The 24,372-nt window shown below is 60.7% G+C and carries 23 protein-coding genes and 1 pseudogene; 9 read left to right on the top strand and 15 right to left on the bottom strand.

The window, feature by feature from the left end; translation table 11 throughout:
• Nucleotides 1–61 precede the first annotated feature (61 nt).
• Nucleotides 62–466: a single-stranded DNA-binding protein gene (locus ACTZWY_RS13680; RefSeq protein ID WP_444791262.1), complete on the bottom strand. Its 405-nt coding sequence runs from the start codon at nucleotides 464–466 to the stop codon at nucleotides 62–64.
• A gap of 427 nt (nucleotides 467–893) precedes the next feature.
• Between ACTZWY_RS13680 and ACTZWY_RS13675 the strand changes: the two genes are divergently transcribed.
• Complete coding sequence (locus ACTZWY_RS13675; protein WP_444791261.1) at nucleotides 894–1,214, top strand: H-NS histone family protein; 321 nt, start codon at nucleotides 894–896, stop codon at nucleotides 1,212–1,214.
• A 408-nt stretch (nucleotides 1,215–1,622) separates the two neighbouring features.
• Here the strand turns inward: ACTZWY_RS13675 and ACTZWY_RS13670 are convergent, their stop codons facing one another.
• From ACTZWY_RS13670 to ACTZWY_RS13650, 5 genes are all read right to left on the bottom strand, one after another.
• A complete protein-coding gene (locus ACTZWY_RS13670; protein WP_444791260.1) occupies nucleotides 1,623–2,909 on the bottom strand; it encodes a hypothetical protein in 1,287 nt (428 codons plus the stop codon).
• Between the two features lie 378 nt (nucleotides 2,910–3,287).
• Nucleotides 3,288–3,545 (bottom strand): WGR domain-containing protein, encoded by a 258-nt coding sequence (locus ACTZWY_RS13665; RefSeq protein ID WP_444791259.1) that lies wholly within the window; start codon nucleotides 3,543–3,545, stop codon nucleotides 3,288–3,290.
• Nucleotides 3,546–3,646: 101 nt separating this feature from the next.
• Nucleotides 3,647–4,582 carry a DUF2493 domain-containing protein gene (locus ACTZWY_RS13660; RefSeq protein ID WP_444791258.1) on the bottom strand — a complete coding sequence of 312 codons (936 nt, stop codon included), beginning with the start codon at nucleotides 4,580–4,582 and terminating at the stop codon, nucleotides 3,647–3,649.
• Between the two features lie 368 nt (nucleotides 4,583–4,950).
• Entirely contained in the window at nucleotides 4,951–5,982 is a 1,032-nt protein-coding gene (locus ACTZWY_RS13655; protein ID WP_444791257.1) for a DUF7146 domain-containing protein, read from the bottom strand.
• A gap of 14 nt (nucleotides 5,983–5,996) precedes the next feature.
• Nucleotides 5,997–10,403, bottom strand: coding sequence for a strawberry notch-like NTP hydrolase domain-containing protein (locus ACTZWY_RS13650; protein ID WP_444791256.1), 4,407 nt, complete (start codon nucleotides 10,401–10,403; stop codon nucleotides 5,997–5,999).
• Between the two features lie 180 nt (nucleotides 10,404–10,583).
• Here ACTZWY_RS13650 and ACTZWY_RS13645 point away from each other — a divergent pair, with 180 nt between their 5' ends.
• From ACTZWY_RS13645 to ACTZWY_RS13635, 3 genes are all read left to right on the top strand, one after another.
• Complete coding sequence (locus ACTZWY_RS13645; RefSeq protein WP_444791255.1) at nucleotides 10,584–10,880, top strand: hypothetical protein; 297 nt, start codon at nucleotides 10,584–10,586, stop codon at nucleotides 10,878–10,880.
• Between the two features lie 235 nt (nucleotides 10,881–11,115).
• Nucleotides 11,116–11,577 (top strand): helix-turn-helix domain-containing protein, encoded by a 462-nt coding sequence (locus ACTZWY_RS13640; protein ID WP_444791254.1) that lies wholly within the window; start codon nucleotides 11,116–11,118, stop codon nucleotides 11,575–11,577.
• Nucleotides 11,574–12,179, top strand: a complete 606-nt coding sequence (locus ACTZWY_RS13635) for a mobile mystery protein B (protein ID WP_444791253.1) — start codon at nucleotides 11,574–11,576, stop codon at nucleotides 12,177–12,179. Before ACTZWY_RS13640 ends, ACTZWY_RS13635 begins: the two co-directional genes overlap by 4 nt.
• A 3-nt stretch (nucleotides 12,180–12,182) precedes the next feature.
• Here ACTZWY_RS13635 and ACTZWY_RS13630 read toward each other — a convergent pair whose 3' ends face one another.
• The 5 genes from ACTZWY_RS13630 to ACTZWY_RS13610 all read right to left on the bottom strand — a co-directional run bounded on the left by ACTZWY_RS13630 (nucleotide 12,183) and on the right by ACTZWY_RS13610 (nucleotide 14,495).
• The gene (locus ACTZWY_RS13630) at nucleotides 12,183–12,827 is read right to left on the bottom strand and encodes an antitoxin of toxin-antitoxin stability system (protein ID WP_444791252.1); all 645 of its coding nucleotides are present in this window, start codon (nucleotides 12,825–12,827) and stop codon (nucleotides 12,183–12,185) included.
• The gene (locus tag ACTZWY_RS13625) at nucleotides 12,820–13,239 is read right to left on the bottom strand and encodes a hypothetical protein (protein WP_444791251.1); all 420 of its coding nucleotides are present in this window, start codon (nucleotides 13,237–13,239) and stop codon (nucleotides 12,820–12,822) included. Before ACTZWY_RS13625 ends, ACTZWY_RS13630 begins: the two co-directional genes overlap by 8 nt.
• 63 nt (nucleotides 13,240–13,302) lie before the next feature.
• Nucleotides 13,303–13,509, bottom strand: a complete 207-nt coding sequence (locus tag ACTZWY_RS13620; protein WP_444791250.1) for a hypothetical protein — start codon at nucleotides 13,507–13,509, stop codon at nucleotides 13,303–13,305.
• A complete protein-coding gene (locus ACTZWY_RS13615) occupies nucleotides 13,509–14,024 on the bottom strand; it encodes a DUF6878 family protein (protein WP_444791249.1) in 516 nt (171 codons plus the stop codon). The genes ACTZWY_RS13620 and ACTZWY_RS13615 overlap by 1 nt, the downstream gene beginning before the upstream one ends.
• A gap of 105 nt (nucleotides 14,025–14,129) precedes the next feature.
• On the bottom strand, nucleotides 14,130–14,495 hold the full coding sequence (locus ACTZWY_RS13610; RefSeq protein WP_444791248.1) for a DNA repair protein RadC: 366 nt from the start codon (nucleotides 14,493–14,495) through the stop codon (nucleotides 14,130–14,132).
• Nucleotides 14,496–14,986: 491 nt separating this feature from the next.
• Between ACTZWY_RS13610 and ACTZWY_RS13605 the strand changes: the two genes are divergently transcribed.
• Nucleotides 14,987–15,478 carry an AAA family ATPase gene (locus ACTZWY_RS13605; RefSeq protein ID WP_444791247.1) on the top strand — a complete coding sequence of 164 codons (492 nt, stop codon included), beginning with the start codon at nucleotides 14,987–14,989 and terminating at the stop codon, nucleotides 15,476–15,478.
• Between the two features lie 37 nt (nucleotides 15,479–15,515).
• Here ACTZWY_RS13605 and ACTZWY_RS13600 read toward each other — a convergent pair whose 3' ends face one another.
• Nucleotides 15,516–16,715 carry a DUF932 domain-containing protein gene (locus ACTZWY_RS13600; protein WP_444791246.1) on the bottom strand — a complete coding sequence of 400 codons (1,200 nt, stop codon included), beginning with the start codon at nucleotides 16,713–16,715 and terminating at the stop codon, nucleotides 15,516–15,518.
• A 392-nt stretch (nucleotides 16,716–17,107) separates the two neighbouring features.
• Between ACTZWY_RS13600 and ACTZWY_RS13595 the strand changes: the two genes are divergently transcribed.
• A complete protein-coding gene (locus tag ACTZWY_RS13595) occupies nucleotides 17,108–18,157 on the top strand; it encodes a Shedu immune nuclease family protein (protein ID WP_444791245.1) in 1,050 nt (349 codons plus the stop codon).
• Between the two features lie 125 nt (nucleotides 18,158–18,282).
• Here the strand turns inward: ACTZWY_RS13595 and ACTZWY_RS13590 are convergent, their stop codons facing one another.
• Nucleotides 18,283–18,687 (bottom strand): single-stranded DNA-binding protein, encoded by a 405-nt coding sequence (locus tag ACTZWY_RS13590; protein WP_228657204.1) that lies wholly within the window; start codon nucleotides 18,685–18,687, stop codon nucleotides 18,283–18,285.
• Between the two features lie 703 nt (nucleotides 18,688–19,390).
• On the opposite strand from ACTZWY_RS13590, the pseudogene ACTZWY_RS13585 reads away from it, so the two are divergent.
• The 3 genes and pseudogenes from ACTZWY_RS13585 to ACTZWY_RS13575 form a co-directional block, all read left to right on the top strand.
• Nucleotides 19,391–19,438, top strand: a pseudogene (locus tag ACTZWY_RS13585) (hypothetical protein); the annotation flags it as partial.
• Nucleotides 19,439–19,704: 266 nt separating this feature from the next.
• Complete coding sequence (locus ACTZWY_RS13580; protein WP_444791244.1) at nucleotides 19,705–20,592, top strand: tyrosine-type recombinase/integrase; 888 nt, start codon at nucleotides 19,705–19,707, stop codon at nucleotides 20,590–20,592.
• A 12-nt stretch (nucleotides 20,593–20,604) separates the two neighbouring features.
• Nucleotides 20,605–21,804 carry an IS91 family transposase gene (locus ACTZWY_RS13575; protein ID WP_444791243.1) on the top strand — a complete coding sequence of 400 codons (1,200 nt, stop codon included), beginning with the start codon at nucleotides 20,605–20,607 and terminating at the stop codon, nucleotides 21,802–21,804.
• A 677-nt stretch (nucleotides 21,805–22,481) separates the two neighbouring features.
• On the opposite strand, the gene ACTZWY_RS13570 is transcribed toward ACTZWY_RS13575, so the two are convergent.
• Entirely contained in the window at nucleotides 22,482–23,138 is a 657-nt protein-coding gene (locus ACTZWY_RS13570) for a hypothetical protein (protein ID WP_444791242.1), read from the bottom strand.
• Between the two features lie 44 nt (nucleotides 23,139–23,182).
• Entirely contained in the window at nucleotides 23,183–24,367 is a 1,185-nt protein-coding gene (locus tag ACTZWY_RS13565) for a hypothetical protein (RefSeq protein WP_444791241.1), read from the bottom strand.
• Nucleotides 24,368–24,372 lie beyond the last annotated feature (5 nt).

The following is a 24,372-nucleotide window of genomic DNA, read 5'->3' as shown; positions in this document are numbered from 1 at the left end:
AATGAACAGCCCGAACCCGGCGGGTTTCCCCGCCGGGTCCGAGGGGGAGACCCCGTTCCTATCAGAACGGGATCTCGTCGTCTTTGTCGACCAGCTCGGGGTTTTCGTTCTCGGTCGACTTCGGGCGGCTCAGGAAGTCGACCTTCTCGGCGATGATTTCGCAGCCGTAGCGGTCGTTCCCCATGCTGTCGATCCATTTCGTGTAGTGGATGCGGCCGTGGACGAGAACCTTCATGCCCTTTTCGCAATGCTCCGCGACCGTCTTGCCGAGGCCGTTGAAGCAGGTGATGCGGTGCCATTCCGTGTCCATGACCCGGTAGCCGTTCTCGTCGCGCAGGACGCGACCTTCCGAGAGGCGGGGGCGCGAGGTGGCGAGACTGAAATTGGTGATGTTGATGCCACCTTGGGTGGTACGGGCTTCGGGTTTCTGGCCAATGTTGCCAGCGAGGATGACGATGTTTTGCATGGGTAGCTTCCTTCTGTGTCCTGTCTTCGGGACCGTCCCTTCGACAAGACCCGGAAAAAGCCCGTCGGGTGACGCGTGCACGGTGGACGGAACGGACGCCGGACACCCCCATAGGACCGGGGTGGCGCGGGCAGCCCCAAAGGGGCAACACGGCCCGGACTGACGCGGGGTTGCGCGCGAGAGCCCGAACGGGATTAGGGGATTGTCAGTCGAAGGGATGGGCCAGCAGACAGAGCGACACGGGGGAAGCCAATGCCAGACCCTGTCATCCGGCCAACATGGCCCGTCAGAACCCAAGCTCGGCACTGCACTGGTGGTCGATACCGATCATCTCAAACCGCCCCCCGTGCCCCAGCCGTCAGGGAGTTGCAGGGCCCTGCCGATACAGACTACCTTGCGGGATCATTCAGGACACGGAAAGCATCGCATGGCTGATTTCGATCTCGAGGCGCTGTCGCTCACGGAACTGCGCAAATTGCATAAGGACATCGCCAAGGCGATCACCACCTACGAGGACCGACAAAAGGCGGAGGCCCGCGCCAAGGTGGAAGCCTTCGCCAAAGACCTGGGCTATTCGCTGGCCGAACTCATGGGCGAGGATGCAAAACCCAAGCGTGCGCCCGCCCCGGCGAAATACCGTCACCCTGAGAACCCGGCGCTCACCTGGTCCGGCCGGGGGCGCAAACCGCGGTGGTTTGTGGAGGCGCTGGACGCGGGCAAAGCCGCAGAGGACATAAAAATCGGGTGATGACCGATGCTGTCGCGGTCAGCCCTTGGCGACAGATCGGATTGCAGGCCGCGACGCCTTGCAAGAGGGATGCAGACCCGACAGGGCTGGAAGCGGATCGTGACGGCGACCATGTGACAAATGGGTTGGCCTGGCTCAGGATGAGACAGACCAAGCCGTATAGGCACAGGAAGCCAGCAGGGTCAGAATTCAGGGCGAAGCCTCATCAGCCCGGCCCTGCTTGCGGGGCTTGCCAATGTCGAAACGAGCCCCTTGCGGTCATTCAGGTAGACCGCAGCATAGGAGAAACCCTCACAGGCGTAGCATCGTGCCCTGCACAGTGCAGACGGTCGCCAGCAGGTGCCCAATCTATCGAAGCCGCCGCTCAAGCATGGCGTAGCGAAGGATCAGTTCAGCCCCCACATGACTTCATTTTCGGCCGAGTGTCCGAATTCGTGGCTCTATACGTTCAGGCACGTTGTAAGCTTGAATAGTTACGAATATTTCTCGATTCGCGTCGTCCTTGTGTCCGAAAAGATGAGTCCAGCTGCTTTCCGAACGCTGCTTCACTTGTTTCTTGAAGTTTGGGTGGTTCGGTGTGCTGTTAGCGATCTTTTCAAGAACGCTAGTGAAATCCTTATTTCGACTGAACATTAGGATAGCGGCCTTTGTGTCTCGCCAACTTAAGTAAGACAGCACTTGATCCAAAGTTTCAAGGTAACCCTTCTCGCCAGTCCAAAACTTGCATTCGCCGACAAAGATGTTGCGGCCATCAGCCTTGATAAGAATATCTGTCTTTCCCTCGTAGTTGAAAGTTTCCCCGGTAGCGTCACCTGAGAAATGACCGTTAAGTTGCACTAAAAAATGTGTTCGCAGGCTTTCTTCGTCGATTTCTCTGAAAGCTCCGGGGCTTTGCTCCATGACTTGAACCATATTTTCGAGCACTCTCAAAATGTGCTCGTAGTCGTCGTTGGTAAGCGTGGGTTCAGGCTTGTATGGTGCCCTAGATGCCGAAGGCTTGGGGGTGGCTGGGCGAATATTTCTGCGCACAGACCGGGCCGCGAACGTCTCGGCAGCGCCGGGTCTCGCTTTCATCTTAAAGCCGAGACCAGCGACAAGCGATTTGTCCTTAAGAAGCTTCTCCTTACGCCGCTCAATGGTTTGCGTAGCGAGGGCTTCTAGCCCGGAGTTGTAGCCTCGAGCGTCGTTTGACAGCCACCCGAGATGCTCATTGATTGAAGCAATCCTGCGATCAACTTCCTGTTTCACTTGTTCGGAGGTAAGGTCGGTGCCGGTCACTGAGAATTTCAGAACGTCGTTTCCAACATAGGCGCGCGGATTATTGAAATTTCGCGTAGATGGCTGAATGTCGAACGCAACCTTGTTGCCAGAGAAAGGCAAATCAACATCAACAGAGGTTCCGGCAATATAATAGGGTCCTGAGCGATCACGGATGTAGCGATTCCGGTCCTGACTTATGTCAATCTGTGTTTCGCGTTGATCCACCACAATTTCGTCAGCGTAGATTTTTGGAATGATTAGTTCGTACTCGGAAACATAGTATTTGGCCAAGTCTGACGTTGAAGTGTTGAGCAACTCGTCGCCATTCATGGTCTCGATAGACTCGACAAGCTTCTTCTTCCAGCCTTCCTGCGTGGCGAACCAGTCGCCCTTGTGAAACAGATAGTCTTCTTGCAAAGAACCGTAGCCTCGCATATCGAGTTCGCTTTGTGATCAACACTTTCTACCCGTGCATGATTGCAGTTACTTAAACCAAGAGCAATCCACTTTCTAAGTGTCACGGCTGCCTGCGTCGCAGGAGCGAGCAGTGGCTTTCGCAGTTTTTTGCGGGTGCAATGCCGCAACCCCAAGGGCCGTGACCCACCCTCCATGTGGGTCATGCTACAACAGCGAAAGGCCAGAGCTTAAACGGCTCGAACCGCAGAAAGGTCCGCACAGCCGCCAGTCACAAACTCCGCCCTGTTGCAGCGGGATATCCCGATATGCATAGCTTGAATATGCGTTATGGGATATCTGTCTCATGTGACTATTCCCAGAGCTTTGATGGATATGCACCGTGTCGCCGCCCACGCCTCACGCATATCCCCGCCGCTGCTTCATGCGCGCGAGTTTCATCAGCGCGGTCACGGCCTGCCCTTCATCGGCATGCGGCTCGATCATCATCTGGCCGCGATATCCGATCCGGCCCCATTCGCGCACAAGGCTGGCACCGCCAAACAGGTCGGGCTGGATGCTCATGCGGTAGAACCGACGCATGTTGCGCGCAGGATCGACCCGGCGCATCTGCAGGTCGGTCGGAAAGATCTCCAGTTGGCTGATGGTATCAAACATGTCGCAATCCGAGCGCGGGGTTTGTACCATTATATCAGGTGGAAGCGTCTGCTTCCACCATGATGTCCCGCGCTTTGATACCCCCGTGAGGGGAAAGGGGCTTATGCCCCCTTCTCAAACTTCATGACCGGGATGCCAAGCTTACGGGCCTTGTCGGCGAGGTTTTCTTGGATGCCATTGCCCGGGAAGACCAGAACACCCACCGGCAGCACGTCGAGCATTGCGTCGTTGCGCTTGAAGGGCGCGGCCTTGGCGTGCTTGGTCCAGTCAGGCTTGAAGGCCACCTGCGTGACACCCCTCGCCTCGGCCCATTTGGCGGCGATAAGTTCCGCGCCCTTCGGGCTTCCCCCATGCAAGAGCACCATATCGGGATGTTTGCTCCGGACCTGGTCGAGCTTGCCCCAGATCAGGCGGTGATCGTTGAAATCGCTACCACCAGTGAGGGCAACCTTGGGACCTGCGGGCAGCATCACCTCGGTCTCGGCGCGGCGCTTGGCGGCCAGGAAGTCGCGGCTGTCGATCAGCGCTGCGGTCATGTGCTGGCGGTTCACCATTGAGCCGGTGCGGGGGCGCCAGGCGGACCCCGTGTGATGGACAAACTCGGTCGCGGCGTGATCGCGCATCATGTCCATGCAGTTGCGGCGCTCGACAAGAGTTAGCCCTTCGGCCATCAGGCGCTCGAGTTCGGTGGATTTCACCTCGGAGCCGTCCTGCTCGCGCTGCAGACGGCGCTGCGCCTGTTCGTTCTCGTCGAGCGACCGCTCGATCCGTGCTGTGGCGCGGTGAAACAGGTTGACCTGGCCCCAGAGCATCTCTTCGAGGTCGGGTTCCATGCGGGTGTCTTCCAGGGTCGCGACCAGGGCATCGAAGATATCGGCAGCCGCACGGCGCAGGTGATCGGCCTCCGGCATCGGGCGCGGATCGGGCTCGTCTTCAAAGGGACGGTAGCCATAGAGCTGCAGCTCTTCGAGCGCATGGGCGGTCTGGGATACGGTCTGGGCGGGGTCATAGGCATCGTCATGGGTCTGGATCGTCATTTTGGTCTTGCCTCCTGGCTTGTCTCGTCCGCGCGACATCCCGCGCGGCCTTCATGGGCAGCTCTGAGCCGTCATGGCGGACGCCCCTTCACCCCCTCTTTGGGGCCGAAACGCAGTGGAGGAGGGCGGCAGGCAGGCTATTTGTTTCGCGATGCAAAGCGGGGCCTGCGCCCCGCGGCGGAAATAGCCTGACTGCCGCCCTTGATGGGGCGGACCCTTTGACGGCAGCACGCCCATCTCTTGAAGGCCGTGCGGGTGTCGGGGGGATGAGATTCACCCGGGAAGAGGCAAAACCGGTGATCCACACCCATGACAGGGATGAAAGGTCCCTGCCCCGCTGTCCCAGACCGCCCCCTGCGCGTTGCTGCTCAGCCGAACAGGCGCTGGCGATCCGCGGGCCCGATCTGTGCCTCCAGATGCGTACGCAGCCCTGCGACGCCGTGGGCCTGAAGATCATCGTTGAAATCCCCGAGACGTGGTTTCAGCACCCGGACGGTAATCCCGACCTCGGTTGCTCTGGCGCTCAACCTCTCTGCCGCGCGTTGCCCGGCCGGATCGCGGTCGATGGCGATGTAGAGGCGCTGCAGCCCCTCCGGCAACAGGACCGCCCCGAGGTGACCCGATGAGAGCGCCGCCCAGACAGGAAGGCCGGGGACCGCTTGCGTGAGCGACAACATGGTCTCGATGCCCTCGCCGACCACGAGGATGTTTTGCTGCGGGGTCAGCCTGACGGCATTGCCCAGGAGGTGACCCATGGCCCGCCGCTGCGTTTTGACCGCCGCCTTTCCCTGTCCGTCAGGCGCCAGCCAGGTGCGATGCACACCCTGCAAGGCCCCTGCCCCATCGGTGACAGCCGCGATCAGCGCCGGTCTGGGGACAGGCTTGCTCTGGCCCTCATCCCGATGCCAGCACTTGGGGTGGAAGCGCAGGGCGCTCATCTTGCCGCCTTGGGTGAGGCCACGGGCGCGCAGATAGCTGTCGGCCAGCGTACCTGCGACCGGCTTCGAGGCCGCGAACAGGCGCGCCGCTGCCGCTGCTGTGCCACCGGGGGGTTTGGGTGTTCGAGGGCTTGGCGCATCCGGGATCACCGGCTGCGGGCGGCCAAGATGCGCGCGGGCCTCGTCCAGGAGTTCGGGAAACCGCGTGATCCCCGTGCGCGCACGGATAATGTCCAGCAGATCCCCATATTCCGACGTCGCGGAATCACTCCATTTCCCGCGCGCGCCCGGCCCCGACGTAGGACCGGTCAGCCGCACAAAAAGCGACCGGCCCGGACTGTTCTGCAGATCGCCCACCATCCAGTAAGACCCTTCCCGCCGTCCGGCGGGAAGGTAATGACGACATACGCTTTCAGCGTTTTGCGCAAGTTCGCGCAGAAGATCTTCTGTTTCAATTGACATGGACCGCATCTTCTTCAACCATTGCGTGCATGTAGGCCAGCGACGGGCAGGCGCGCAAGCAACTGCTCCAGCACCGCAATCCCGCGCGGATCCGTCGGGCAGAAGAGCCGCAGCTTCCAGGCGATGATTTCCGAGAAGAAGCCGTCGGCCTTCAGCCGGTCCTTGGCGGCCTCAGTGAAGCCAGACAGCTCGATCCGGTTCACCCCCATGACGCGGGAACGGTGCAACTCCATCCCCTCGGCAAGGCGCACCACGGTCTTACCCTCCAGAACGAGGGCATGGACCTGCGCGGCTGTCAGTTTTGGTGCGTCACCCGCCAGCGTGGTCGCGACCCAGGCGGGCGAGACGCGGCGGCCAATGATGCGCTGGCCGTCATCGGTCTGCAGCCGGTAGACGCGGGTCTCATCCTGGGGGAGCTGCTTCCAGATCGGCAGAAGGAGGCCCGCCACGATGTGCAGCGTTGTTTCCGTAAATTCCGACACCTCGGCCAGTTCCGCCGTCCAGGCGGCAGTAAACGCCGCGCGGTCGGCCTCGAGCCAGTGGGTGTCGTCCATGATCTTGGCCGGGACCGTGCTGGCCTCCAGCGGGCGGATCAGCCTCAGGCGGGGCTCGATGGTGCCGTCATCCAACATCAAGCTGGTGGCGGGCACCTGTACGGCAGCGCGACCGGAGCGGCTATTGACCAGAAGCCGCGCTTTGGGGTCTTCCAGCCAATCCAGCGCATCCGCCAATGACAGCGGCGTATTGCGCTGCTTTTGCGCGATGGTCAGCAGCTGGGTTTCGGCGCCAGAGCCGGGATGGGTGTAGATGACGCGCGCATCCGTGACGCGGAAGCTTTCTGCGCGCAGCGTCTCGAGCCCGAGGTCATAGACCCCGGCGGCAATGGCACCCTCGATCCGTTGGTCGAGAAGTTCCTCAAAGGCCGCAAACAGCACGCCCTGCATATCGATCGTCAGCGCCAGCAGGCGATTGAGGAAGGTGGTGATAAGGGGCAGATTGTCCTTGAGGCCATTGTCATCGGTCAGGCTGAGGCCCGTCGCATCCTCGAACGTCTCCAGCGAGCAACCCGCCACATCGCCGCGATGCAGTTTGCGGTAAAGCTGGCGCAGAGCGTCGCGTGCGTAAGGGCTTTCGAGATTGTCCTCGGGCCGGAACAGCCCCTGCCCGCCGGTCTGGCGCTGGCCGCGCGTGATGGCCCCCAGCGTGTCGAGACGGCGCGCGATGGTGGACAAAAAGCGTTTCTCTGCTTTCACATCGGTGGCGACGGGGCGGAACAGTGGCGGCTGTGCCTGATTGGTCCGATTGGTGCGGCCAAGGCCCTGGATCGCTGCGTCCGCCTTCCAGCCGGGTTCCAGCAGATAATGCACCCGCAAGCGCTGGTTTTTCGCGCCCAGATCGGCGTGATAGCTGCGCCCCGTGCCGCCTGCATCGGAGAAGATCAGGATGTGCTTCTGGTCATCCATGAAGGCGGCGGTTTCCGCGAGATTGGCAGAGCCTGCCCGGCTTTCTACGACCAGCCGTGCCGCGTGCCCCTCGCCCTTGCGCACGATGCGGCGCGACCGACCCGTCACTTCCGCCACCAGATCGGTGCCGAAGCGCTGGACGATCTGATCCAGCGCCCCGGGCACAGGCGGCAGGCTTGCCAGATGCTCGATCAGCGCGTCGCGCCTGCGGGCGGCCTCGCGGCATTGAACCGGCTGGCCGTCGCGCACGACGGGCCGGGAGGACAGATTGCCCTCGCTGTCGGTGAAAGACTCGTAGAGCTGCACCGGGAAGGAATGGGCGAGGTAGTCCAGGCACGCCTCCCTCGGCGTGATGTCAACGCGGACGTCATTCCATTCATCCGTAGGGATATCCGACAGGCGGCGTTCCATCAGCGCTTCGCCGGTCGAGACGATCTGGATCACAGCCGCATGGCCTGCCGCGAGATCGGCCTCGATGGCGGCGATCAGCGTGGGGGCTTTCATGCTGGTCAGCAGATGGCCGAAGAAGCGCTGCTTGGCAGACTCGAAGGCGGAGCGCGCGGCAGATTTGGCCTGGCGGTTCAAGGTGCCACCGGATTCGCCAGTCACATTGGCCGCTTCCATCGCGGCGGTCAGGTTGTTGTGGATGAGGGCGAAGGCCCCGGCATAGGCATCATAGATGCACCGCTGTTCGGGGGTCAGCGCATGTTCCAGCATCTCGTACTCGACGCCGTCATAGGAGAGCGCCCGGGCCGTGTAGAGACCAAGAGACCGCAGGTCACGCGCCAGCACCTCCATCGCCGCCACGCCACCGGCTTCAATCGCCTCGACGAACTCCGCCCGGCTGGCAAACGGAAAGTCCTCCCCGCCCCAGAGCCCGAGCCGCTGCGCATAGGCAAGGTTTTGCACTGAAGTTGCGCCCGTGGCGGAGACATAGACCACGCGGGCATTCGGCAACTTGTGCTGCAGACGCAAGCCCGCCCTGCCCTGCTGCGAAGCCTCGGTGTCACCGCGCTCGCCCTTGGACCCTGCTGCATTGGCCATGGCATGGCTTTCGTCAAAGAGGATCACCCCGTCGAAATCCGAGCCCAGCCAGTCGACGATCTGATCAACGCGGGACTTTTTTGCGCCCCGCTCTTCCGAGCGCAGTGTGGCGTAGGTGGTGAAGAGGATGCCCTCGGTCAGCGGAATGTCTTTGCCTTGGGCAAAGCGCGACAGGGGCGTGACGAGCAAGCGTTCCTGGCCAAGGGCCGACCAGTCGCGCTGCGCATCCTCCAGCAGCTTGTCGCTTTTGGAAATCCAGAGCGCCTTGCGCCGTCCCTGCGCCCAGTTGTCGAGCACGATCCCGGCCGACTGGCGGCCCTTGCCCGCGCCGGTGCCATCGCCGAGGAAGAAGCCGCGCCGAAAGCAGACAGCGTCCGCGGCATCGTCGGGCGCGGCCGAGACCATGTCGCCGGTCTCATCGACAGTCCACGAGCCGGCGAGATACGCGGAATGCGCCTCGCCCGCGTAGATCACGGTCTCGAGTTGGGCGTCTGAAAGCAATCCGTCGTGCAACACGGCTGCGGGCAGTTTCGGGCGGTAGCTGGGTTTGGGAGGCGCGACCGAGGCCATGGCCGCCGACTGCACCAGCTTCGTCGGGTGCGGTTCCGCCCCGGGAATGTCGATCGCCTGCAGCCGGAAAGTCTCGTAAATCGCGTCAGAAAGGCGCGCGGTATTGGCCTCCTCTGTCGCATCGCGCAGCGCATAGGCGAGGTCTGCGGCCTGGATCGGCGCGGCAGTGTTGGTGGGGGGTGTTGCTGGCGTGGCGCGCGATGTGCTGATGGCGGCGCGCGTGGCGCGGGCAGGATGTCCCGGGAAGGGGGAGATGGGGCGATTTGCTGTCGCTATGTCAGGGTCCAGCGTGAGGCGCGGGGGGACATGGGCGGTGATCTGCGAGAGCAAACTGGCGACATCTGGGGATATGGGGCGCGCCAGATCGGCGGTGATGCCGCCCGCTTCACCGCCCCGGCATTTGTCGAAGACCGAAACCCGCGTCTCAAAGCTGGTGCCGTGTTTGGCAAAAGCGGCACCAGCCACCGCGCCGGTGAACACCAGATGCGCCGACTCGGTCAGACGGCCGAAGGTCTCGGCCCAGGCGGGCGTATCGGGCGCAAAACCCGCACCGGTGATGGCGACCAGCCGTCCGCCGGGGGCCAGACGCGCGAGCGCCGATCGGAGATGCCGGGCTGTTGCGTCTGTGGTGCGGCAGTCGACATTGGCAATCGCCGAGAAGGGCGGGTTCATCAGGATGACGCTTGGTCGAACAGCCGCGTCCAGATGATCGTCGATCTGTGCGGCGTCAAACTGCGTGACGGGTCGCCGTGGAAAGAGAAGGCGCAGAAGATCGGCGCGTGTGTCGGCCAGCTCGTTCAGCGCAAGGCTGCCGCCCACGATCTCGGCGAGGATCGCCAGAAGCCCGGTCCCGGCCGAGGGCTCGAGGACCAGCTCGCGCGGCGTGATCTGTGCCGCAGCCAAAGCCGCCAGCCCCATCGGCAGCGGCGTCGAGAATTGCTGGAACCGCTCCATCTCCTCCGAGCGCCGGGTGTGCGTGGGCAATAGGCCCGCCACCTTGGCGAGAATCGGCAAGAGTGCTGCGGGTGAACCCGCCCGGGCCAGAAGCGCGCGGCCGAATTTGCGCAGAAACAGGACCAGCGCTGCCTCACCCGCCTCATAGGCGAGCTTCCAATCCCAGGCACCGTCGGAATCGGAGCCGCCAAACGCGCGCTCCATCTCAACGCGAAGGCGCAAGGTGTCGATCTGGAAACCCTGCGCCAGATCGGGCTGCAGCGCCTTGGCCACTGCGCAGATCGCAGTAGCCGTGTCGGGGGTGGTCGTTTCAGGTGCCGCGGCGGAGGCAGCCGCATGGATCGGCAGAACCGACGCCAGCGCAGGCGTGACAGGGGAAAGATGCGTCATGGGAAAACTCCGGAATGAGAGACAGGATCAGGTCCAGGCCCCCCTCTCTCAGGCAGGCTCAAACCTGACCCTCCCCATCCCTCCTCAAGCTCTCAAAACCCCTGTCATTGCGGCGGATGGCTTGCATTTGTTCTCTTTATGTTCTATATTGAAAGACACGCCAACAAGGGAGATGCCCCTATGGAAGAGACCACATTCGCCCTGCCCGCAACGCCCAAGCAGATCGCCTATGCGCGCGCGCTGGCCCTGCGCAACCAGACCCTTTTGCCTTGGGACGTTCAGCAAGATCGCCAGTCCTTGAGCGCATGGATCGACGCGCAGGCCAGGATGAAACCCGCCAAAGCGCTCGACAGCCTGCCCTCGTCCAAACAAGTAGCCTTCGCCGAGCGCCTCGCCCGCATCAAACGCCGTGCCGTCCCAGACGAGTGCTTCCGCGACAAGGGGCTCATGTCGAAGTGGATCGACGGGAACAGGTGAGGGTGGATCAGGCGGCTTTCGAGGCAGGATGCGCGCCTGAGTTTGTCAGATTCTCGCTGAATCTCTGAAGGATCATTGATTATGCAATCCCATAGCATGGCAATTAAATAGCTTTCGCCATGCTATGGCCTACCTTAGTTGATACTTTTGCAAATCTTTAGAATTGCATTATTAAACTATTTGCCATACTGTGGCATTGCGGTATAACCGCAGATGCAAGATCACAGGTTGGCAGATGTCGGTCACCAGAGCAAAGCAAAGACAGGCCCAGGAGAGGGTCGACAAGGCCGGCAGTCTTGCGAAGTCGCTTGCAAAGCCGGTCGGCGGCTGGATTGCCACCTTTCAGGAAGCGATCGGGATGAATGCCCCGGCTCTTGCTGAACGCCTCGGCATCTCCCGCAATAACATCTACACCGCCATCCAGAACGAACAGGCCGGAACCATCTCCATGAACCAGCTGGAGAAGATTGCCGAAGCCATGGGTGGGCGCCTTGTCTATGCAATCATCCCGCGCGAAGGCCCCGTTGAAGAGATCGTCCTGGCCCAAGCTCGCGCGAAAGCCCGCCGCATCATCCAGCGCACACGCGCGCATATGGCGCTCGAAGATCAGAGCGAGGGGCTGCGCAGCGAGGCCGAGATGGTCGAGGAACTGGCGGCCGACATCATCCGGGAAGGCCGCCGGGATTTCTGGCAATGACGCTCGAGCTTCATGAACCTAGCGGCGCCACGCCCCTGACGCCCGACGAGTTGCTTGGCCTCAAGGCCAAGCACATCGCCACCCGCGGCGAATTGAACGAGCTCGAAGGTGAGAACATCATCGCAGGTCTGAGGTGGCTGGACCACCGCCCGAAATCCTTTGACGTCCTGACAGATGCTGCCGTGCGCGAAATCCACAAGCGCCTGTTCGGCGAAGTCTGGGATTGGGCGGGCATCTACCGCCTGACAGAGAAGAACATCGGGGTGCCAGTCTGGCACATCTCAACTGAGCTGCGCACCTGCCTCGATGACGCGCGGTACTGGCGCGACCACAATAGCTTCGACCCGCTGGAAGCCACAGCACGCCTGCATCACCGCCTGGTCTGGATCCATCCCTTCGCCAACGGCAACGGACGTTGGGCGCGGATCATGGCAGACGCCTACCTGGCGAAGATCGATCCGAATATCTTCCTCGACTGGTCTGGTGGCGGCACGCTGAACGCCGACAATTCACACCGCGCGGCATATATCGCAGCGTTGAGGGCAGCCGATCAGCACGACTTTGACCCCCTAGTGACACTCGTCAGGTCAATCGCCCGATAGTCCTCATCCAAACCGTCGCCCGGTTTCCGTGAAAGTGTATTCATTGGCGATGATGCCGTCTTCGATGGCCTCATCCGAGGTGAGGTGGTCGTACTCAGACTGAAGCTGACGATAGAGCCAACGGGCCAAATCGCGGATTGCTTCAACCACGGTTTCCTCTGCGTCCTCGGTCGGCGGCTGCCAGGCCGGGCTGTCGCGGGTGACGTCCACCGACATGCAGTATTCGTGGTAGTAGCGGCCTCGGTGGCTGATCTCGGCGGCAAGCTGGTAGAAGTTCCGCCGCTGGATGGCCTGGAGCCGGTCGGCGATGCCGTGCAGCGCCGCGTCCTGGGGCGCATAGGCGCGGATGCGTGCGGCTGCGCCCTTGGCGTGGCTGTAAAACCCTTCAAGACAGGCGCCATCGCCCTGGCTCCAGAACCCGGAGAACCAGATGCAGGGCTTGGCCCGCGTGCCGCCACCCATCAGGCGCACGGGGGTGGTTTTGAGGCGAATGCCGAGGATCTCGCAGACCTGCTCAAAATCGTCATAGACCGCATCCCACCAATCATCATGGGGGCCCAATTCGCGATACCAGCTGCGCGCCTTGTCCTTGGCCGCATCCGAGAGTTCCGGAAACTGGTAAACTGTCGTGCAAATCACCTCAGGCATGGGGGTCCTCCCCGTTCAGTGCGGCTGTCAGCCAGTCTTGCGTGCTGGTGGCACCAATGGATTTGCGCGCGCCAAGGTCGATGACATGCGCGCCACCGCCAAAAGCCCCTGGACGGGGGCGCGAACAGGTCACAGCGTAGCTGAACCCCCACAGGCCGGTGAGATCGAGGTCCTCCGCAAGGCTCAGCACGAACTGGGTGACCGCTTCGAGGTCGCCATGATCCTCGCTGCGGATCCAGAGTTGTGATCCAGAAGGATCGCTCTCGATCGTCAGGTCAAAACCGCAACACAGGGTTTCTGTCTCGGCATAGGCGTCATTGCGCAGCGCGAGATACGCCTCATAGGCGCGCGCGGCATTCTGGGGCGTGCCAACGTCCAGCAGGCACGAGAAACGGGTGAAATAATCCGCCATTGGGGTCTCCATAAGAAAAGGCCCGACCAATGGCCGGGCGTGGGGTGTGATGAGTTGGGGTGATCAGGGGCGGCAGCGTCGGTCCGCGCCCTCAAGCTCAGCCTGCAGGCGCGCATGGCTGGCCAGCATGGCGCGGTAAAAGCGCTGGCGCGCGACGCGAAGCCCGCGCATGCGCCGCAGGCTGGGATGCAGCGCCCGGATCGCAGCGCGCAGCACAGTGCAGGGCCTGTCCTGAGGGCTTACCCCGAGGCGTGCATAGAACGGGTCCATCACCATGGCCTCTGCGCATAACTGGCGGAGCAAGCTTGCGACTGGCCGGAGGGAGCCATCGCATCGCACGGAGTGTAATCGAGCAGGTTCGCGCGCGCGGCGGCGTCGAAGCAAAAGCTGCCATCTGCGGCACGGGTCGTGCCGGATGCAGCGCGCAAATCCTGCAGCACATCGCAGGCGATGCGCGTAATCGCGTGCCTGAGCGCCAGATTGCGGGGCGCGGGCGCGGGCTGATCCAGCGCGACATAAGGGATGATCACATCGGGACAGGGGCATTCCACATCATCCGCCCAGGCGGTGAGGCCTGTGATCCGGCAGATGTCATGATCACAGTGAAAGCTGACCATGACATGGGTGATGCCGGCCTGGATCAGGTGATCATAAAGCCGGGTCATATTGGTGGCCATCAGCGCGGCCACGCGAGCCTCGGCCTCGGCATGCCGGGCCTGCAGCCCGTGAAAATCCGTGCGGGCCGGGGGCAGCGGGGCGGGTAATGTCGGGGTATTCTGGCGCATCGATCTCTCCTTGAAACAGGCGGGGGACGTGCGCGCCGCGGGGCGATCGTTCCTCTCCCCCCGCAAGGCGCATCTCTTCCCTGCCCGCCTGTGTCTCTGTGGGCCTCACGCGGCCAGTTGCAGCGCGCGGGCGGCAAAGGCGCGCCAGAGCGGATCGACCAGACGCGCATCCAGCAGATCGGCGCGCTGGCGCAGCCGCTGCGCCAGATAAGGCTCGCGCCAATCAGCGGCGCGGCCCGCCTGCGCCCGCAGCTGGCTTGCCTCATGCACCACGCCCCGCGCCTTGGCCGCGCTGGTCACCGGATGGCACCAGGCCACTGCGCTCTCGCTGGCAGCACCCGCGAGCACCAGACGCTCGCCGCGGTCCAGAATGGCGATCATCTGCGGGGGAGCATTGGGGGCCATATCCTCAGCGTGATCGATCGCGCCCTGCATGGCCTCAGTCAGTGTAGCAAAACGGGCAAGGAGCATGGGCGCGGCCCGGCCCGACATCTGCGCGGTGGGCAAGGGGTTTGAGACTGTCAGGGCGAAGGGGCGATTGGAATTAGCGGTACCATTCGGGCTGTGTGGCGCGGGGCCGCTCGGGCGAGGGGTGCGGTGAAACGGCAGGGGCAAGTCGAACATGGCTGATATCTCCGACGGCGCGGAAAGCCACTCTTCCCGCTTCAGCCGTCAAAGACCAAACCGCCGCCCTCTAACTCGAAGGGGACAGCGGCTATCGGAAAACTGGAGTGGTACTTCAGATGCGCAGAACATGAATCTCTGGGCACCCCCAGAAAGTATGCGGGTTGTCAGTATGGACAGCGCTTTCGGCGTATGGCAGGTGTCCGATATGAAAACCTTATTTCAGATAACGCCCACTTGGCTGCACAAGCGAATTACAGTCCCGGCCTGACAGTCGGGCCGGGTGGTCGATCTCTGAACATCATATGCGTGTTGCGCATCAAACAAGGTTATCAACAATGCCTCAGACATCTCCAACTCTGCATTTGCTGTGCGGGAAAATAGCTGCCGGAAAATCTACACTTGCGACCCAACTTGGTCGCGCGGATAGCACAGTCATCATAGCGGAAGATGAATGGTTGAAAGCCCTCTTCCAAAACGAGATGTCATCGCTTTCAGGCTATGTGCGTTGTTCAGCGAAGCTGCGCAAAGTAATGGGGGCTCACGTGTCGTCACTCTTGAACGCAGGTACTTCGGTTGTATTTGACTTTGCTGCGAATACGGCCACTCAGCGCGACTGGCTGCGCACCATAATTGAGGCAACCTCCGCTGCTCACAAACTTCATGTTCTGAATGTGCCAGATGAAGTATGTCTGGACAGGTTGCGCCGAAGGAATGCGAAGGGCGATCATCCGTTTGCGGTGACAGAAGAACAGTTTCGCCAATTCTCAACGTACTTCGAAATGCCATCGCCAAGCGAAGGCTTCAACATCGTGATCCACGATATTTGACCGAGTATGGGGCGCCAGTGAGGCGCCCCACCCAACTTCAGCCGACCCGGTCGAGCAGCTTCTTGGCACGCCCCTCCATGTCAAGGCGGGCATCCTGCTGGGTCTTGTCACGCGCAAGCCGCGTGATCCCCTGCACGAAGTCAAAGATGCTTTCAGGCGGGCGGCCCTCTTCCATCAGCACCTTCTCGATGATCTTGCCGGACTCAGCCTTCGAGAAGCCGCGCTTGCGAAGGAAATCTGCGCGGTCTTCATCCGTACGCGCTACGATCTGCTGCCGCGCAGCCTTGATGCCGTTCACAAAGCCCTGCGGCGAGGAATTGGCGAAGCGCGTCAGCGCCGGGGCGGCCTCATGGGCAAAGCGCGAGGCGGCGTATTTCGAATGACGAATCCTGATCTCCTGAAAATCTTCGACGCCCCACAGATTCCTGTTTTGACACACGGCCCGCAGGTAGAAGCTCGCCATGCCGAGGGTTTTTGCCCCCACCTCGGAGTTCCAGCAATAGAAGCCCCGGAAGTAGAGATCGGGGGAGCCATCGGGCAGCTTGCCCGCCTCGATCGGGTTGCGATCATCGACCAGGAACAGAAAGACATCGCGGTCCGAGGCATAGAGCGTGGTCGTGTCGCGGCTGATCTCGACATCGGGGTTGTAGACCCCGGTCGACCAGTCGAGCACGCCCGGCACCTTCCAGCGCGTGTCGCCGGTGCCATTGCCCGCGATGCGCTGCACAGCCTCGACCAGCTCGAAGTCATGGATGCGCCCATAGTCAGGGCCGGTCACGGCGCGCAGTTCCGTGCGGCCGTCTTCCGTCTCGAAGGTTTTGACCTGCTCGGCGCGGTGGTTGGTGAGGCCGTATTGCAGATTGATCCCGGCCAAGGGTGCGGGCAGTTGCCGCAGATACGACGCCGGGGCGCCGACGATGCTGGCCAGCTGGCCAAACGACCAATGCGTGGGCGCGACTGGTTCTTGCGCCTTCGGCAGCATCAGATGCAACCGCTCGGGGTTATCGCGCGCGGCCTCGACGCGAATGTCCGCCGTCTGCACCACCCGACTGCGGCTGCGCTCGGACCGGCCCTTCACATTGGCCCAGAGATCGTCGAGCGACAGATACCGCTCGTCATCAGGCCGATTGAACCATTCGGACGACACCCGCCCGTTCCGCTCACCCCGGCTCACATCCACCTTCCAGCCACCAGCCCGCGCTGGCGCGACCGGATCCAGAACTTCCACAACACCCATCGGTATTCCTCCGTGACAGGCGCTGGAAGCCACTCTCCCAGCCCTTAACCCGTCGCGAAAGCAACCAGCCCTTCTCTGACTCTCGAAATCTTGGCATAATCGGCAGCAATGCTGAACGAAGCCGACGGCGCCGACGTTCAGATGTGGGGTAATATTTGCGCCATCACTGGCAAAAACAGAGAGATGAATATATTGTACTTAGGGAAAACATTGGCACTCGGCTGCCATAAACGAAACCATATTTGGAACAGCTTATGCGGGAAGTAGAGTTTGAGGAGTTCGAGCATGCCCAGAATCGGCTTCCGCACAGACTTTACATATCCAAAAGCTTTAACTTTCCGGGCAAGAGCACAATATACCGAAACGCTTGGAAGCGATTGGAGGCTGGCCCGTTGAAAGAGCTTGTCAAAAACGGTGACGAAATTGTTCTCCACGAGACGACTACGGGAATACAGCAGATCAAGGCCCGCTTCATTGAAGATGGTCGAGGTATAACGCATCTCCATATCCAGAAGTGGAGCACCAAGAGCGGAAATCCTATTGGAGAACAGGTTGTTCTCTATGGCGAGCAGATTTCAAGGCTAATTGATTTTCTTGACAGTATTCGTCTCTTGGAGATTCCGGGACCGGCCAAGTTCAGCCCTAACGAGACCGATTTGCGTCTTGTTTCCATGCCTGACGCCGCCGCGATCAAGCTACTTGAGGACCGTCCCGAACTTGTGACCGAGTTTGCGCGCAGCCGGATCACCACCGAGGACGTCGTGGCGCTCGCTTATCGCCGTGATCAGTTGGGCGCGTTCGCTCAGATGCTTGATCGTGGTTTCGAGCTCGGTGAGGACGAATGGCAAAAATTCTTCGAGCGAAACCAGTGGATATTTGGCTATGGACTTAGCTACATCTTCACCACAGGACTCGATGGCCGCAGGTTGCAACAGACGATCCGCGGGTCCAGTCTTGTTGCACCCGGCAAAATTCCTGATGGTATCATGAAGAGCCGCGCCGCCGTGAGCGCACTTTGCCTGGTCGAAATTAAGAAAAGCTCCACCGAGCTTCTGAGGGCAAGCCAATACCGCTCTGGAACTTGGGCGCCATCAACAGAACTTAGCGGCGCCGTCGCACAATGCCAAGAGTCGCTGCGCGCTGCTGCGGACGCACTCGACACGCATCATCGCTTCACCGACGATCAAGGGAATCCAACGGGTGAGGAACTGATGTCGGTCCAGCCTAGGTCATTCCTCGTTGTGGGAAGTCTTGGGCAGTTCCAAACGGCGAATGGGATCAACTCCGCTCGCTATCAAGCTTTCGAAGGATTCCGTCGTAATCTTCGTCAACCTGAGATTCTTACATTTGATGAGCTATACGAACGCGCGCGTTTCATTGTTGATCATGCTGAAATTCTTGGTGCGACAGCCAAGAACGATGCAGAGGATGTTCCGTTCTGACTTCAGCAACTCACGTTCGATTCGGCCTGAACAACATCTTTCAACCATTCGCAAAGGGCCTTGCGGCGATGTAGCGAACCCGGCGGGTTGCCCCGCCGGGCCCGAGGGGGGGGAGACCCCGTTCCTTAGAACGGGATCTCGTCGTCGCGATCGACCAGTTCGGGGTTTTCACTCTCGGCCGACTTCGGACGGCTGAGGAAATCGACCTTCTCGGCGATGATCTCGCAGCCGTAGCGGTCATTGCCCGCGGCGTCGGTCCATTTCGTGTAGTGGATGCGGCCATGGACGAGAACCTTCATGCCCTTTTCGCAGTGCTCCGCGACCGTCTTGCCGAGACCGTTGAAGCAGGTGATGCGGTGCCATTCGGTGTCCATGACCCGGTAGCCGTTCTCGTCGCGCAGCACGCGACCTTCCGAGAGGCGGGGGCGGGAGGTGGCGAGGCTGAAGTTGGTGATGTTGGTGCCGCCCTGGGTGGTGCGGGTTTCGGGTTTCTGACCGATGTTGCCGGCGAGGATGACGATGTTTTGCATGGGTAGCTTCCTTCTGTGTCCTGTCTTCGGGACCGTCCCTTCGACAAGACCCTGAAAAAGCCCGTCGGGTGACGCGTGCACGGTGGACGGAACGGACACCGGAAACCTCCAGAGGACCGGGGTGGCGCGGGCAGGACGCCACAGGCGGCCAACACGGCCCGGTCTGATGCGGGGTTGCGCGCAGGAACCCGAACGGGATTAGGGGATTGTCAGTCGAAGGGATGGGCCAGCAGACAGAGCGACACGGGGAAGCCAATGCCAGACCCTGTCATCCGGCAAACATGGCCTGTCAGAACCCAAGCCCGGCCCTGCACTGGCGGTCGATACCGATCATGCCCAACCGCCCCCGCGCCCCAGCCGTCAGGGAGATGCGGGATCCTGCCGATACAGGCTACCTTGCGGGATCATTCAGGACACGGAAAGCATCGCATGGCTGATTTCGACCTCGAGGCGCTGTCGCTCACGGAACTGCGCAAATTGCACGAACGACATCGCCAAGGCGATCACGACCTATGAGGAACCGCAAAAGGCAGAGATCCGCGCCAAGGTCGAAGCCTTCGCCAGGGAGATGGGCTATTCGCTGGCCGAACTCATGGGCAAAGAAACGAAAACCGCTCGTGCGCCCGCCCCTGCGAAATACCGCCACCCTGAGAACCCGGCACTCACCTAGTCCGGCCGGGGGCGCAAACCGCAGTGGTTCGTCGATGCTTTGGAGGCGGGCAAAACCGCAGAGGACATGGCCATCGGTTGATGCCCGCGACAGCCTTCCCTATTGCCATGTTTCACCAAAGCAGCCGCTCAGGCGTGGCGCAGCTACCGAGCGCCACCAGTCTCAATGGGATGCAGGTCTTGCGCAGAGATCCGGCTCAAGACCGACGTGGAGGGCGGTAGGACTAAGCCGCTCCGCGGCATTGGCGCCTGACCGCGGCGTCGGCACCTAGTCTATGGTTTTTCTTTGTGGCAGGCCCTTCTGGGCTGACGATTGGGGTCTTTCCCACCGTCAGACAGGAGGTTCCAATGAAGGAGGAGAAGACCACCCCGCTGCGTCAGCGGATGATCGAAGACATGGATATTCGCGGGCTGTGCGAGAAGACGCAAAAAGCGCACATCCGGAATATGAAGCATTTCGCGTCATTCCTCGGGCGGCCGCCTGATACAGCCACCCCTGAAGATCTGCGCGCCTATCAGCTCAAGATGACACAGGACGGCGTGTCGGCCAGCACCTTCAACGTGCGCATCATTTCCCTGCGGTTCTTTTTCGGCATCACCTGTGGACGCGATGAGGTGAAGCGCTTCATGCAGTTTCATCGCAAGCCGCGCAAATTGCCGATTGTCCTGAGTGTCGAGGAGGTGGCTGATTTGATGGCCGCCGTGCCCGGTCCCGGGCTCAAATATCGCGCAGCTCTTGGTATCAGTTACGGAGCCGGACTGCGAGCATCCGAAGTTTGCAACCTCAAGGTCAAGGATATCGACAGCGATCGGATGCTGATCCATGTCGATGATGGCAAGGGCGGTCGGGATCGCAAAGCGATGCTGTCGCCGAGCCTGCTGGATCTGTTGCGCGACTATTGGCGCGAGTCCCGCCCCGAGGGGTGGTTGTTCCCCGGCAAGCCAAAGATCAGCCCGCTGTCGCCCCGACAACTGAACCGGGCCTTCACCTCGGCCAAACACATGGCAGGTATCCAGAAGGCTGCAACGCTGCACACATTGCGGCACAGCTTCGCCACACATCTGCTGGAAGCCAACACGGACGTGCGCGTGATCCAAGTGTTGCTTGGCCACTCCAAGCTGACGACCACTGCGCGGTATGCACATGTGGCGACAAAGACCATCCGCAGCACCGTCAGTCCTTTCGAGCAGATGAAACTGTTGCAAGACGAGACCTTGCGACGAGGGTTGGAATAGCGCCAAGAGCCGGTGCCACGGCTCAAGCTGGAGATCGCTGATATCTTCCGCGCCCATGGTCCTGCGTGGCGGCAGGCCAATGCGGGGCATGTCAGCCTGTCCCAGTTGAAGGTGATGTCAGCGATTGAAGCCTGCCGGACCGAAGCGCTCGGCGGGCATGTGGCGGGGTGCGCCAAGTGTGGCCATCATCATGTCAGCTACAACTCATGCAAAAACAGGCACTGCCCCAAGTGCCAGGGGCCTGCGGCGCGCGACTGGATGGAGGCGCGCGCTGAGGATCTGTTGCCGGTGGAATATTTCCACGTCGTCTTCACGATGCCAGCGGAGATTGCGCAGATCGCCTATTGGAACAAGAAGGCAGTCTATGGCCTGCTGTTCCGGGCGTCTGCGGAAACGGTCATGACCATCGCAGCAGACCCCAAGCGTATGGGCGCGCGAGTCGGCATGACCAGCGTGCTGCACACCTGGGGTTCGGCGCTGACCCATCATCCACACATCCATATGATCGTGCCCGGCGGCGGCCTGTCGCCCGATGGCGCGAACTGGGTCACCTGCCGCCCCGGGTTCTTCCTGCATGTGCGGGTTCTGTCGCGGTTGTTCCGACGCCTGTTTCTGGACGGGCTGATGGGTTTGCACCGCGCAGGCCAGCTGGCCTTCTTCGGCGATTTTTCGAATTTGTCAGAAGCAAAGGCGTTCGCTAACTGGCTCGCCCCATTCCACAAATCCGAATGGGTGGTCTATGCCAAGCCGCCTTTCGGCGGCCCCGAAGCCGTGCTGGCCTACCTAAGCCGCTATACCCACCGCGTCGCCATCTCGAATGCGCGCCTGGTCAGCGCCGATGCCCAGACCGTCGCTTTCCGCTGGAAAGATTACCGCATCAAATCTGGCGACCGGCAAAAGGTCATGCGGCTGGCCACGCCTGAGTTCATCCGCCGATTTCTGATCCATGTGCTACCCGACGGCTTCCATCGCATTCGGCACTACGGCCTTCTGGCCAGTGCGACCCGCAAGGCCAACATCACAAAGATCCGCACCTTGCTCTGCGTCCAGCGCCCCGAACAGGCTGCCGCATCAGGACCCGACGCCGAGATCATCCCACTCACCCTGCGCGAACCGTGCCCCTGTTGCGGCGGCCCCATGCGCATCATCGAGATCTTCCGCCGCGGACAAATACCAATGTCGCGCGCACCACCACGGGAGCAGGCCGCATGACACACCGCCTGTCAGATGCCAGAAAACGCCACCGGCTGCACCCCGCAGACCCGGCTCAGGCCATATGCGCTTATCGCTCCTCAGCGCCAAAACCGACGGCAGGCACGGCAGTATGCAAGGCGATACCAGCATGTTCGACCGCTTCAGTGACCAGCTCAGCCGTGATGCGAACCTTCAGCCGAACGCCTGACACAGCCGTCGCCCCAACCATCCGCGCACTTTCCCCATAGGTCGATCCAAGACCCCCGCGGCTTCCTCCTTCCGAGGTTTGTCAACGTGGGCCGCCAGCTCTTGGCCGCCAATGTCGTGCCGCGGCCCACATCGAAAAACCTTCAGGGAAGGAGACATTCGCTGCAGATGCATGTGACTGGATCGAGATCACCGAAAGCAGTCATTCAAAGATGCTGAGACAGCGCCGAGCCCCTCCTCTAACCGACGTTGATGATGCAGTGTTTGTTGTCGATACTGATGGATTTGGGACTGAGCTTACTTCAGGCGAACAGCATCTTTTTTGAAGGGGAAGATCGCGCGGGCGAAAGAAGGCATGTATTATTGCAGCGCCTTGAAATTCCGCATCCATAATTCAGGTGCAGAAACACATGTCAGTACCGATGCACATCAAAACCTGTTTGTCGTGGGTTAGCGATGAACTTTCAAACGTCGTTTAGTGAAAATCTCTAAGTCTTCGAATCCGACGGTGTTCGGGCATTTCCAGGCACACGCATAACCACAGCAGTGCGATTTGGTTCTCCGGAAACTTCGCGTTTTTGGACATAGATGCACTGATCAAGATGTGGAACACCAGCAGGTCGATCCGAGAGGTCGAGAATGCCGAGCACACCAAGGCGAATGTCAGTTTGATGATACGCCGTTGTCTGCCGAAGAAGTGGTGCGATGGCGGCCTCGGTCCAGGCTGCGGCCAGTCTCTTCAATTCGATGATCAGTCGAAATCCATTGCAGGGGATGTAAATGTCTGTTCGGCCTGAACTGATGTCAATTCGCTCCAGATCACAGACCAAAATGGAATTCAGGTAGTCGTACAGATCTTCCTGCAGCTCGTCCTCCAACGGCACCTTGTCCGCTTCTTTTATCCTTGCCAGATATCCGAACCTTTTGCTCTGGCCATCTATGCGGTCAGAAACAAAACGGATCAGCAGAAAGATCAAATGATCCATCCTCTGCTTGACTTCGCCGCCATAATCCGCGGCACCTTCAAGCGCATCCAAGGCCGTGTCCAATATCCGCTTTTCCACTGCAGAAAAATCTGCCCGAAACCAGAATTGGCCCGCTTCCACTTCCACCAGTCTGGCACCGGTAGCAGAAAGGCCAGCCAAGTATTTTTTTTCAGGGACGGACCTTGGGCCGAAAGCTCCATCCCTCAGAGCTTTTCCGGCGGTCCCTCCTCATTGATTGCGGGTTGCAGATTGTATCGAAGCTGTTTTGCGTCTGTTTCGGATAGACCACCGAATTTACCCTTCGATAGCCACTGATCAAGATGCCCCATCAATCCACGTTCTCGCAGAAACGCAGCTTCAATTGCCGGTCTGATAAACTCCCCTATGTCCGGCGCGCCCGGTCGCACCGCGCGGTTGATCGAATAGACTTGAAACAGCTCCTCCAAAACGACGGATGCATCCAACCAACTCGGTTCGCTTAGTCGCCCTGCCAAATGACTTAACTTGTCGACCATCGGCACCCAGGCCGCAGGCGCGTAAGATGGTGGAAACAGCCATTCCATGCCTGGGGCTGGCCGATCCCATAACTCGCTGACAAAAGCTTCTTCCCGCAATTGTTGCACGGTCTCTGGAAATGCGGCAGCGGCCTTATCCGTCAGGCTCAAGAGTGAGCGAACAAGCAAGCAATAGATGCTGCTGTCGCGTCGCTCTGGATCAGCCCGCACCGAGGCCTCTAGCCAACTCGCCGCAACCGACAGCTCTTCGGAAATCTCCTCCACAGTCGCGCGTTCAAGCGCGATGGAAATCTGGACAAGCCCTCTCTCAAGATTTGCTTGCGCCCGGCTTGATTGGTGCTCAACGAAGCTTTCCAAGAGGACCAGCGCTTCTTCATAAGCCAAGTGCTCATAGGCGACCGAAGTGAGCCGACACACAAGCGGATCGGCGAGCGGGTCTGACCCAAATTCATAGGCCTGCAGTCCGGCACAAGCGGTTGCTGTCCAGCGTTGATCGCAAAGTGCGAAACGCATCAGCCCACTCATGGCCTCCGCTTTCAAAATAGGATGCTCATCCGGGTCCCTGGTGCGGGCGTCCAACGCCATCACAAACGACCTGTAGGTCTCCTTGGGCAGTCCGTGGACAGCTTCAATACTCTCCCGAAGGGCCAGTCGATCTTTGTTGTGCTGGAAGCCCTTAGCCAAAAACGCAATCATCGGTTCAGCGTCGTCGACATCATCCCAGTGGGTTGCAACCGCACCTGCCACAATCCCAAAAACAGGCGACAAATAGCCTTCTGATTCTCGAATTGCATTAGACCCACCCAGAGCGGAGAGGGTCACTATCTCGTTCCGTTGCGTGAGTTCAGCAACCCTCGTTTCCAGATCAACCATTTCTG

The organism is Roseinatronobacter sp. NSM (genome assembly GCF_052379845.1).
Classification (GTDB): Bacteria; Pseudomonadota; Alphaproteobacteria; order Rhodobacterales; family Rhodobacteraceae; genus Roseinatronobacter.
The sequence above is the reverse complement of the archived record's forward strand: the minus strand, read 5'-3'. Positions and strand labels throughout refer to the sequence as shown.

Coding starts and splice junctions, on each gene's coding strand:
- ACTZWY_RS13680 (WP_444791262.1), bottom strand. CDS start 466: ATGCAAAACATCGTCATCCTCGCTGGCAACATTGGCCAGAAACCCGAA.
- ACTZWY_RS13675 (WP_444791261.1), top strand. CDS start 894: ATGGCTGATTTCGATCTCGAGGCGCTGTCGCTCACGGAACTGCGCAAA.
- ACTZWY_RS13670 (WP_444791260.1), bottom strand. CDS start 2,909: ATGCGAGGCTACGGTTCTTTGCAAGAAGACTATCTGTTTCACAAGGGC.
- ACTZWY_RS13665 (WP_444791259.1), bottom strand. CDS start 3,545: ATGTTTGATACCATCAGCCAACTGGAGATCTTTCCGACCGACCTGCAG.
- ACTZWY_RS13660 (WP_444791258.1), bottom strand. CDS start 4,582: ATGACGATCCAGACCCATGACGATGCCTATGACCCCGCCCAGACCGTA.
- ACTZWY_RS13655 (WP_444791257.1), bottom strand. CDS start 5,982: ATGTCAATTGAAACAGAAGATCTTCTGCGCGAACTTGCGCAAAACGCT.
- ACTZWY_RS13650 (WP_444791256.1), bottom strand. CDS start 10,403: ATGACGCATCTTTCCCCTGTCACGCCTGCGCTGGCGTCGGTTCTGCCG.
- ACTZWY_RS13645 (WP_444791255.1), top strand. CDS start 10,584: ATGGAAGAGACCACATTCGCCCTGCCCGCAACGCCCAAGCAGATCGCC.
- ACTZWY_RS13640 (WP_444791254.1), top strand. CDS start 11,116: ATGTCGGTCACCAGAGCAAAGCAAAGACAGGCCCAGGAGAGGGTCGAC.
- ACTZWY_RS13635 (WP_444791253.1), top strand. CDS start 11,574: ATGACGCTCGAGCTTCATGAACCTAGCGGCGCCACGCCCCTGACGCCC.
- ACTZWY_RS13630 (WP_444791252.1), bottom strand. CDS start 12,827: ATGCCTGAGGTGATTTGCACGACAGTTTACCAGTTTCCGGAACTCTCG.
- ACTZWY_RS13625 (WP_444791251.1), bottom strand. CDS start 13,239: ATGGCGGATTATTTCACCCGTTTCTCGTGCCTGCTGGACGTTGGCACG.
- ACTZWY_RS13620 (WP_444791250.1), bottom strand. CDS start 13,509: ATGGACCCGTTCTATGCACGCCTCGGGGTAAGCCCTCAGGACAGGCCC.
- ACTZWY_RS13615 (WP_444791249.1), bottom strand. CDS start 14,024: ATGCGCCAGAATACCCCGACATTACCCGCCCCGCTGCCCCCGGCCCGC.
- ACTZWY_RS13610 (WP_444791248.1), bottom strand. CDS start 14,495: ATGCTCCTTGCCCGTTTTGCTACACTGACTGAGGCCATGCAGGGCGCG.
- ACTZWY_RS13605 (WP_444791247.1), top strand. CDS start 14,987: ATGCCTCAGACATCTCCAACTCTGCATTTGCTGTGCGGGAAAATAGCT.
- ACTZWY_RS13600 (WP_444791246.1), bottom strand. CDS start 16,715: ATGGGTGTTGTGGAAGTTCTGGATCCGGTCGCGCCAGCGCGGGCTGGT.
- ACTZWY_RS13590 (WP_228657204.1), bottom strand. CDS start 18,687: ATGCAAAACATCGTCATCCTCGCCGGCAACATCGGTCAGAAACCCGAA.
- ACTZWY_RS13580 (WP_444791244.1), top strand. CDS start 19,705: ATGAAGGAGGAGAAGACCACCCCGCTGCGTCAGCGGATGATCGAAGAC.
- ACTZWY_RS13565 (WP_444791241.1), bottom strand. CDS start 24,367: ATGGTTGATCTGGAAACGAGGGTTGCTGAACTCACGCAACGGAACGAG.